This is a genomic window from Arthrobacter sp. 05L45_2 (genome assembly GCF_056397525.1).
Genome location: NZ_JBFTNO010000163.1, coordinates 1 through 7118 on the forward strand (window position 1 = coordinate 1; position 7118 = coordinate 7118).

The window sequence follows — 7118 nt, forward strand, 5'->3', positions numbered from 1 at the left end:
TGCCCGCAGCGGCCACCGGCTTATAGGTCGCGAGGTCAAAAACCTGCACATCGATTGAGCGGTCAGCGCTCGTCGCGACGAGATAGCGGCCGTCCGGGCTGACGGTCGAGCCCATAATCTTGCCGAACGGAGTCATCAGACGGTCGCCGATGGGTTTGATCACCTGATTCGAGGAGATCTGCTCCCCGTCGTTGTTCTGGGTTCCGACCTGCTGCTGACCGAACGGAAGCGTCGAAGCGGCAGCGATACCCGCTCCGCCGAGGACTGCCAACGTGCAGCCCGCCGCCACAATGGCAAGGGGCTTGCGGGCGCGAACCGACTTCGAGAGCTGGCGCAGGACGGAGGGGCCGGGTTCTCGCCCGCTGGTGGATCCACTGGCTGTTTTTGAGACTTTTGTCATGCCAACGAACCTACGGATTCCAGCTTAAATCCAGGTGACGCCCTTGGTTATTCCAGGCAACCATCTGCCGCCCAATCCGCGATCCCGCCACTCGCCACCTATCCCCGCCCGGGCACCGGCATACGGTCCTCTCCCCTTATCGGTGCTGCTGCTCCCCCGCGCGGCAGCACCGGAAACCAGCACCCCCCTGGCCTACTCTGGAGGCATGAACCCACTTGTGTTCGCAGCGGCGTTGCCCGCCGGCCCGGTTACACCAGTCACCGGGCTTCTGCCCCCGTGGCTGGATCCTAATGAGTTCCTGCGCAACCCGGCCCTCGCGCCGTGGGCGGTTGCCATCGTGTGCGTTTTCCTGTTCATCGAAACAGGGCTGCTGGTCGGCTTCTTCCTGCCCGGGGATTCGCTGTTGTTCACGGCGGGCCTGCTCGTTTCAACCGGCACCATCCAGGTAAACATCGCGCTCCTCGCAACCGCGGCGTTTGTGGCGGCCTTCGCCGGCGACCAGACTGGCTATCTGATTGGCCGGAAGGCAGGACCCTCCGTCTTCAACAAACCCGAGTCCAGGCTCCTGCGCGGCGAATACGTTGAGAAGGCACATGCTTTTTTCGAGAAGTACGGCCGCCGGTCAGTGGTGCTGGCCCGCTTCGTACCCATCGTCCGGACCTTCCTCCCGGTGACGGCCGGGGTCGCGAGGATGCGCTACCGGTCGTTCATCCTCTACAACGCCGCCGGGGCACTTCTCTGGGGTGTGGGTGTCACGCTGCTGGGATACTGGCTGGGACACTTTGACTGGATCGGCGCCAACATCGACCTGATCTTCATCATCATCGTCCTGGCCTCCTTCGTTCCGATCGGAGTTGAACTGGTGAAGAACCGCCGTAAGCAAAAGCAGGAGTTTCCTGACCGGCAGGGTGGCGTGTCATGAACCAGGTTGAATCGGGCGAGGGGACGCCGCAGGGCCCACCGAACTCCCCGACCCTTGCACCCCGGTTGGGCAGGCTATGGACGGATCGGCTCGGCCGGTCAAGCATCCGTGCCATCCAGATAGTGTCCCTGGCCGCACTGGTCTGGATCGTTGTGACCGTAGCGACGCGGGTTCCGCTCGTAACGACCCCCGTCCTCATCGCCCTAATCCTGGCGTCAGCGATGGCACCTGTCGTCAGGGGGCTGGCAGCGCACGGTTGGCCGCGGGCCTTGGCCGTGCTGTCGTCGTTCCTGGTGATCCTGGCCGCGGCGGCCGGCGTCGTCGGGGGCATCGTGACACTGGTACGGCAACAGGCCCCTGCTCTGGCAGCCCGGGCTGAGGCCGGCGTCGGACAACTCCAGGAATTCATCACCACCGGGCCGGTCGCCCTGTCTAACGCTCAAATCGACGCATTCAAAACCGAGGTCCAGAAGTTCCTGGCCGGGGGAAATCTTGGCGCCGATGCACTGACCGGGTTGAGGACCGCCGGGGAGATAGCGGCAGGAACGGTCCTGACGGCCGTGATTCTGTTTTTCTTCCTCAAGGACGGCGAGAAGATCCGCGCCTTTCTTATCGGTTTCCTCCCCGCGGATCGCCGGGAAACGGCACATCTTGCCGCGAACCGCAGCATCGTTGTTCTGGGAGGCTACGTCCGCGGGACGCTCATCATCGCGGGCATCGACGCCCTGATTGTTTTGATTGGGCTGCTGATCCTTCGAGTGCCGCTTGCGCTGCCGCTGGCCGCAGTCGTTTTCCTGGGCGGCTTCATTCCGATCATCGGGGCGACGGCGGCGGGAAGCCTGGCCGTCCTGGTCGCCCTGGTCGAGAACGGCCCGGTGCCGGCCCTGGTGGTGTTGATCATTCTGGTCGCCGCCAATCAGTTTGAACACCACATCCTCCAGCCCCTCTTCATGGGGCATGTCCTGCGAATCCACGGACTGGTCATCATCCTCGCCCTGGCCGCCGGGGCGACACTGGCCGGCGTCATCGGTGCGCTGCTCGCGGTGCCCCTTACCGCCGTCGGATGGACCATTTACAAAACGGTGGCCCGCCCCGAACCTGCCGTCCCGGCCCCCTCGCCGGACACGACGATCGCCCCTGCGTAAGAGCAGCAGCGGGGGCTGCTCCCGGTGGACACAATGGTCGCCCCCGACGTCCCGCCCGTTGCTGCTGAACCTCCATCAACCGATGATGTAGGCAAATCCGCGCCCGTCCGAGGCGGCCGCGCTGACGAAGACTTTCGCTCTGTCCAGGAAAGCGGCGGCATAGGCCACCTCGGACTCCAGCGACTGGCCGTATGAGCAGGACCCGCCCAAGGCGGAGTTGATGTCGCGGTGGTTGATCGCTTCAAGGTCCCGGGCAATCAGTGCGACCTCGTGCGGCGGAAGTGCACGCACCCACGGGTACCAGGAAAAACCATCGTCGGAGTGTGTCACCTGCCCTTCGAACATCCGGTAGGAAGCTCTGGCCGCGGCACCCGAAGAGCGGGGAGCGGTTAGCCGCTGCAAATACGGCCATGCCTTATCGAGATAAAGGAGGTCGCGCTCCGGCAGAGATTGCCGGAGGTCTGTGACGCCCTGAATGAAGCCAGGCTCAAGGCCGAATGCGTCCGCGAGCGGGTCGGGGCCGATCACGGCGCGCGGGTCAGCAAGTGCTTTCCGGGCCTGATCACGGTCAAATGCGTAGGCGTAGTATCGGATTCCCATACGACCGATTCTGAACGGACAGCAGGTTGCGCGGTTCAGAATCCTGCCACATGTGAATAACTTGCGGAGCCGGACCAACGGCCGTCAGACCTCCACTTCCAACCTTCCTTCGCTTGGGGCCAAGGTCCTTCCCTAGGCTCCCAGCGAGCGGTCAATCTGCCCGAGTGCGGCATCATACGCCGCGTCCCAAGTCCAGCCGGCCGCTGGCGTCCCGGCAAGTTCCAGGGACACCAGTCCATGGACTTGGCCCCACACAACTCCCACCGCCGAGGCGATCTCATCCTCCGATGCTCCGGGCAGCGCTGATGTAACGGCGGCGAACAGCGGCCCGATCGCTGGCTCAACGGCTCCTGGCGTCGGGCGGCACGGCACCTGGCTGGCCAATGAGCCGCCGAACATCAGGCCGTAGAGGACCGGATGCTCCAGCGCCCAGGCCCGGTAGGCCCGCCCCAGTGCTTCGAGGCCCCCGGCAGCTGCCGCCTTTTGGGAGGCAGCAAAGGAAGCGAAGCCGTCGTCGAGCACGGCACTCAGCAGTTCCGCTTTGCCTCCGAAGAGTGAATAGACCGCCGTCGTCGAGGTCCCCGCGGCAGCAGCAAGACCGCGCAGCGACACGAAGGCGGCGCCGTCGCTGGCGATCTGGGAGGCTGCGGTTTCCAGCAGGCTGCGGCGCAGGGCATCGTCATGAACTACAGGTCTTGCCATTTGCCCAGTATGGCATAACACTGTTCCGTAACACTGTTATGGAAAGGAAATAATGATGACACAAGTGCAAAAAGGCCGATTCACTGCCGCTCCCAGGGGCCCGGTTACGGTCTTCCTCATCGGGATGCGCGCGAACCGGTGGCGAAAGTTCGGGAAGGTGGCAAGCGTGGGCGCGTCCATGCCAAAGATGCTCGACTATCTGGCCAAGACGCCGGAGGCCGGATTGCTGGGCTACCAGCAATGGTTCGGCCGGACCACCATCATTGTCAGCTATTGGAAGAGCCCGGAGCATCYGCAACGGTTCGCGGCGGACCGGTCAGCGCCGCACCTTGAGCCCTGGCGCAGGTTCATGCGCGAATCTGCCGGCACCGGTGACGTCGGCATATGGCATGAGACCTACGAAACAATCCCGGGTGGCAGGGAAAGCATGTACAGCGACATGCCAGTCTTCGGGCTGGCAGCCGCAACCGGCCACGTTCCGGTCGGACCAGGACTGAACACAGCACGCCAGCGTTTTGCTGCGGACGAGTCGAGCCGTCATCCGTCCGATTGAGAGGTCTCAGCCGAGGCTTGCAGGCGGCTTCATTTTCCCTCGGCCCGAAAAAGTGCATGGCCGCCGAGAACAGGTGTTCCCGGCGGCCATCCCTTTGCGGTCTCAGGCGGACTAGACGTTGAAGCGGAACTCCACCACGTTCCGTCATGGAATAACCTTTCATCCAACTTGAGAGCGGCGGGGAGCCAGTGGGCCGCTGAGCTTACCGCCTTAGCCGACTTCCCCTCCGCGGGGGTTGGCCCGCAGGGTCGTCCGGCGCCGGTTGGATGTGCGGGCAGACTGGGTGACCAGGACTATGGCAACCACGACTCCTACGAAAACCAGGCCCACGGCGATTCTCGTCGTCCGCCGGGAAATGACGGCCCGGTTCACAGCCTCGGGGGCACCCGCGGGAGATTCGATGATGGGCACGTCCCAGTCGTCCCTGGAGGGGAAGATTCCGGGCGGAAGCTTTTCCGCTCGAAGCCCGCGGCGGCCCGCGAGGCGGTTCCGGACTTCTTGATTGGGAGCGGGCACGGCGGAGTCTGCTGCGACCGCAGTGGGGAAATCAATGAGGTAGGGCTCACCGTAGAACGCCGAAGAGGCGACGGACTCCAGCCAGGTGGCCGGCGGTTCCGCAACGCCGCGGGCAGCGAAAGCGGACCGCAGCCTCTCCAGGATCTCGGCGAGGCTTTTGCCTTCGGAGTCCTTGCTTGCCTCGAAGATCGCAAGTTGAAGCTGCAGCTTCACGTCCGCAGCAGGGACGTTAACGGTGGGGTCCTGCCCGGCAGGGTCCCCTTCGAGTGGCTCAGCATTCACGGCGCCGGACTTGCTTGGGTCGGTATTCATGGGCTTCCTTTCATCGTGGTTCTCCGCTTCCCGCTCGCAGGGTATGGCAAGGGCCCTCATCCTCCGGCGACGACGAAGAGTCCGGCGACGCCGAGCGCATAGAGCACCAGCACAATCAGGGAATCGGCCCCCATCCTCGCTATGCGCCGCTGGGGCCGGAAAARCAGACCCAGCAGGTACACGACAGTGAGGAGGATCGCCAGGGCCGTGAGGTAGATGTCGGTGGCCTGGGCCTGCGGCAGGACCGCCTTGCCGGAGATGAGGACCGCCAGAAGGAAAAGAACCGGAAGGAAGGCGTTTCCGCCAAAAATGTCGCTGACTGCCAGCTTGTAATCACCCTGGCGTACCGAGGCGAGGCCGGTGGAAATTTCCGGCAGGGACGTTGCCAGGGCCAGCACAGTGGCGCCGAAGAGCACACCGGAGAGACCGACCTGCTCCGCTGCTGCACTGCCACTTTGTTCAAGCACGACGCCGGCAATCAGGGTGGCGACGGCGGCGACAGCAAAAACAGCAACAGAAGCGCCGGTGCCCTGTGTTTTCGTGGAGTCGTGCTGACTCTTTGCCTTGCTGTGGCCCCTGGGTTCGGACTGGCTTTCCGGGGCCTCGCCTTCCTCCTGCCAGGGAAGGTGTTTCTGCGCGCGCTGGACAAGTAACAAACCCACAACCCATACGACTGCGATCAGAACCGCACTCGGCGTCACGCGCGCGAACACTACGCCTGATGGCATCTGGCTTCCGGCGATGACCACGGCGAGCACGGCGACGACAGTCACGGCCTCGATGACGAGCGTCAGGGACGCAGCCTTGTAGGTCAGGGGGTGCTTTCCCTTAACGCCGAAGACGTCCAGCACCACCAAAACGACTGTCTGCAGGGCAATGCCGCCGAGGATGTTGCCCACAGCAACTTCCAGGTCCCCGGACATGGCGGCGCTGACCGTGATGGCAAGCTCGGGAAGATTCGTCGCGATGGCCAAAAGAATCAACCCGCCCAGAGCTGAGCCGAGATGGAAGCGCTTGTCCAGAATGTCGGTCTTCCTGGAGAGCTGGATGCCAGCGAACCAAATCACGACCGAGGCGCCGACGAAAATAACGATCAGAAGCCACAGAGGCAAAGACCCCATCACTACCACGATCCAATCCGGGCCCGCTGGCCCACTCACGGAGCATCCATTGCGCTGCGCGGAGTTCCCCCGGCCTCAGAGCCCCGTCGCACAACAGCCGTCCTTGGAGTGCCACGGCAAGGGGGCGAGGCGAAGTTATTTCCATTGCGCTTACGCAATGATAGCGTAAATGCAAGGAACTGCCGTGCGGGCAGCCTGCCGCATACGCCCCCTTTAGGAAGGAAGACCATGGAACAAGGTTCAACGGCCGTCATCCAGTGGCTGTGCTGGACAATCGCCGTCGCCAGCGCGGGTACCGCCTTGATTCGGGCCGGTGTCGCGGCCACGGCGGGACCCCTCGTCGTACGGCAGAAAAGCGGCGTCGTCGGCGTGCTCTGGATACTGTGCGCCGCCTCTGCCCTCACCGGCTTTATCCTCGCCGCTGCGGCAGTCCGGGCTGGCAGCTGAACAATTACCACGGCGCGCCGGCAGTCCTCGGGTAGGCCCCAAACTGCTCATGACGGCCATGGCCGCACGCCGCCCGCCCCCCCGCGGAACATAGTAGGAGGAAGAACCATGGCAACTGTTAGCGATTTTGTGGTCCAACGCGTCAAGGAATGGGGAGTCAGCCGGATCTTCGCTTTTCCCGGCGACGGGATCGGTGAGTTCGACGGTGCCTTGGAGAAGGCCCAGCGCGATGGAGCGGGACTTAAGTACGTGCGCCCCACGCACGAGGAGATCTGCTCCCTGATGGCAACCGCCCACGCCAAGTTCACCGGTGAAGTCGGCGTCTGCGTTGCCACTTCCAGCCCGGGCGCCTTCCACATGCTCAACGGCCTCTATGACGCCCAGATGGACAACCAGCCGG

At 63.9% G+C, this 7118-nt stretch carries 9 protein-coding genes and 1 pseudogene; 5 read left to right on the plus strand and 5 right to left on the minus strand.

What is annotated here, in order from left to right; translation table 11 throughout:
• Positions 1–400: pseudogene (locus tag AC1DHD_RS12270) on the minus strand (hypothetical protein); the annotation flags it as partial.
• Positions 401–605: 205 nt separating this feature from the next.
• Between AC1DHD_RS12270 and AC1DHD_RS12275 the strand changes: the two are divergent.
• Together AC1DHD_RS12275 and AC1DHD_RS12280 are read left to right on the plus strand one after the other, a co-directional pair.
• The gene (locus tag AC1DHD_RS12275) at positions 606–1322 is read left to right on the plus strand and encodes a VTT domain-containing protein (RefSeq protein ID WP_476879980.1); all 717 of its coding nucleotides are present in this window, start codon (positions 606–608) and stop codon (positions 1320–1322) included.
• Between the two features lie 122 nt (positions 1323–1444).
• Positions 1445–2467, plus strand: a complete 1023-nt coding sequence (locus AC1DHD_RS12280; RefSeq protein ID WP_476879981.1) for an AI-2E family transporter — start codon at positions 1445–1447, stop codon at positions 2465–2467.
• A gap of 75 nt (positions 2468–2542) precedes the next feature.
• Here the strand turns inward: AC1DHD_RS12280 and AC1DHD_RS12285 are convergent, their stop codons facing one another.
• Together AC1DHD_RS12285 and AC1DHD_RS12290 are read right to left on the minus strand one after the other, a co-directional pair.
• Positions 2543–3067 carry a hypothetical protein gene (locus AC1DHD_RS12285; RefSeq protein ID WP_476879982.1) on the minus strand — a complete coding sequence of 175 codons (525 nt, stop codon included), beginning with the start codon at positions 3065–3067 and terminating at the stop codon, positions 2543–2545.
• Between the two features lie 132 nt (positions 3068–3199).
• Positions 3200–3769, minus strand: coding sequence for a TetR-like C-terminal domain-containing protein (locus AC1DHD_RS12290; RefSeq protein ID WP_476879983.1), 570 nt, complete (start codon positions 3767–3769; stop codon positions 3200–3202).
• 55 nt (positions 3770–3824) lie between these two features.
• Between AC1DHD_RS12290 and AC1DHD_RS12295 the strand changes: the two genes are divergently transcribed.
• Positions 3825–4322 (plus strand): DUF4188 domain-containing protein, encoded by a 498-nt coding sequence (locus tag AC1DHD_RS12295; RefSeq protein WP_476879984.1) that lies wholly within the window; start codon positions 3825–3827, stop codon positions 4320–4322.
• Between the two features lie 210 nt (positions 4323–4532).
• Here AC1DHD_RS12295 and AC1DHD_RS12300 read toward each other — a convergent pair whose 3' ends face one another.
• Complete coding sequence (locus AC1DHD_RS12300) at positions 4533–5150, minus strand: hypothetical protein (protein WP_476879985.1); 618 nt, start codon at positions 5148–5150, stop codon at positions 4533–4535.
• Positions 5151–5206: 56 nt separating this feature from the next.
• The gene (locus tag AC1DHD_RS12305; RefSeq protein WP_476879986.1) at positions 5207–6271 is read right to left on the minus strand and encodes a sodium:calcium antiporter; all 1065 of its coding nucleotides are present in this window, start codon (positions 6269–6271) and stop codon (positions 5207–5209) included.
• 228 nt (positions 6272–6499) lie between these two features.
• Between AC1DHD_RS12305 and AC1DHD_RS12310 the strand changes: the two genes are divergently transcribed.
• Together AC1DHD_RS12310 and AC1DHD_RS12315 are read left to right on the plus strand one after the other, a co-directional pair.
• Positions 6500–6718: a hypothetical protein gene (locus tag AC1DHD_RS12310; protein WP_476879987.1), complete on the plus strand. Its 219-nt coding sequence runs from the start codon at positions 6500–6502 to the stop codon at positions 6716–6718.
• A gap of 108 nt (positions 6719–6826) precedes the next feature.
• Positions 6827–7118: thiamine pyrophosphate-binding protein (locus AC1DHD_RS12315; protein ID WP_476879988.1), on the plus strand; the 292-nt coding region annotated here is incomplete at its 3' end.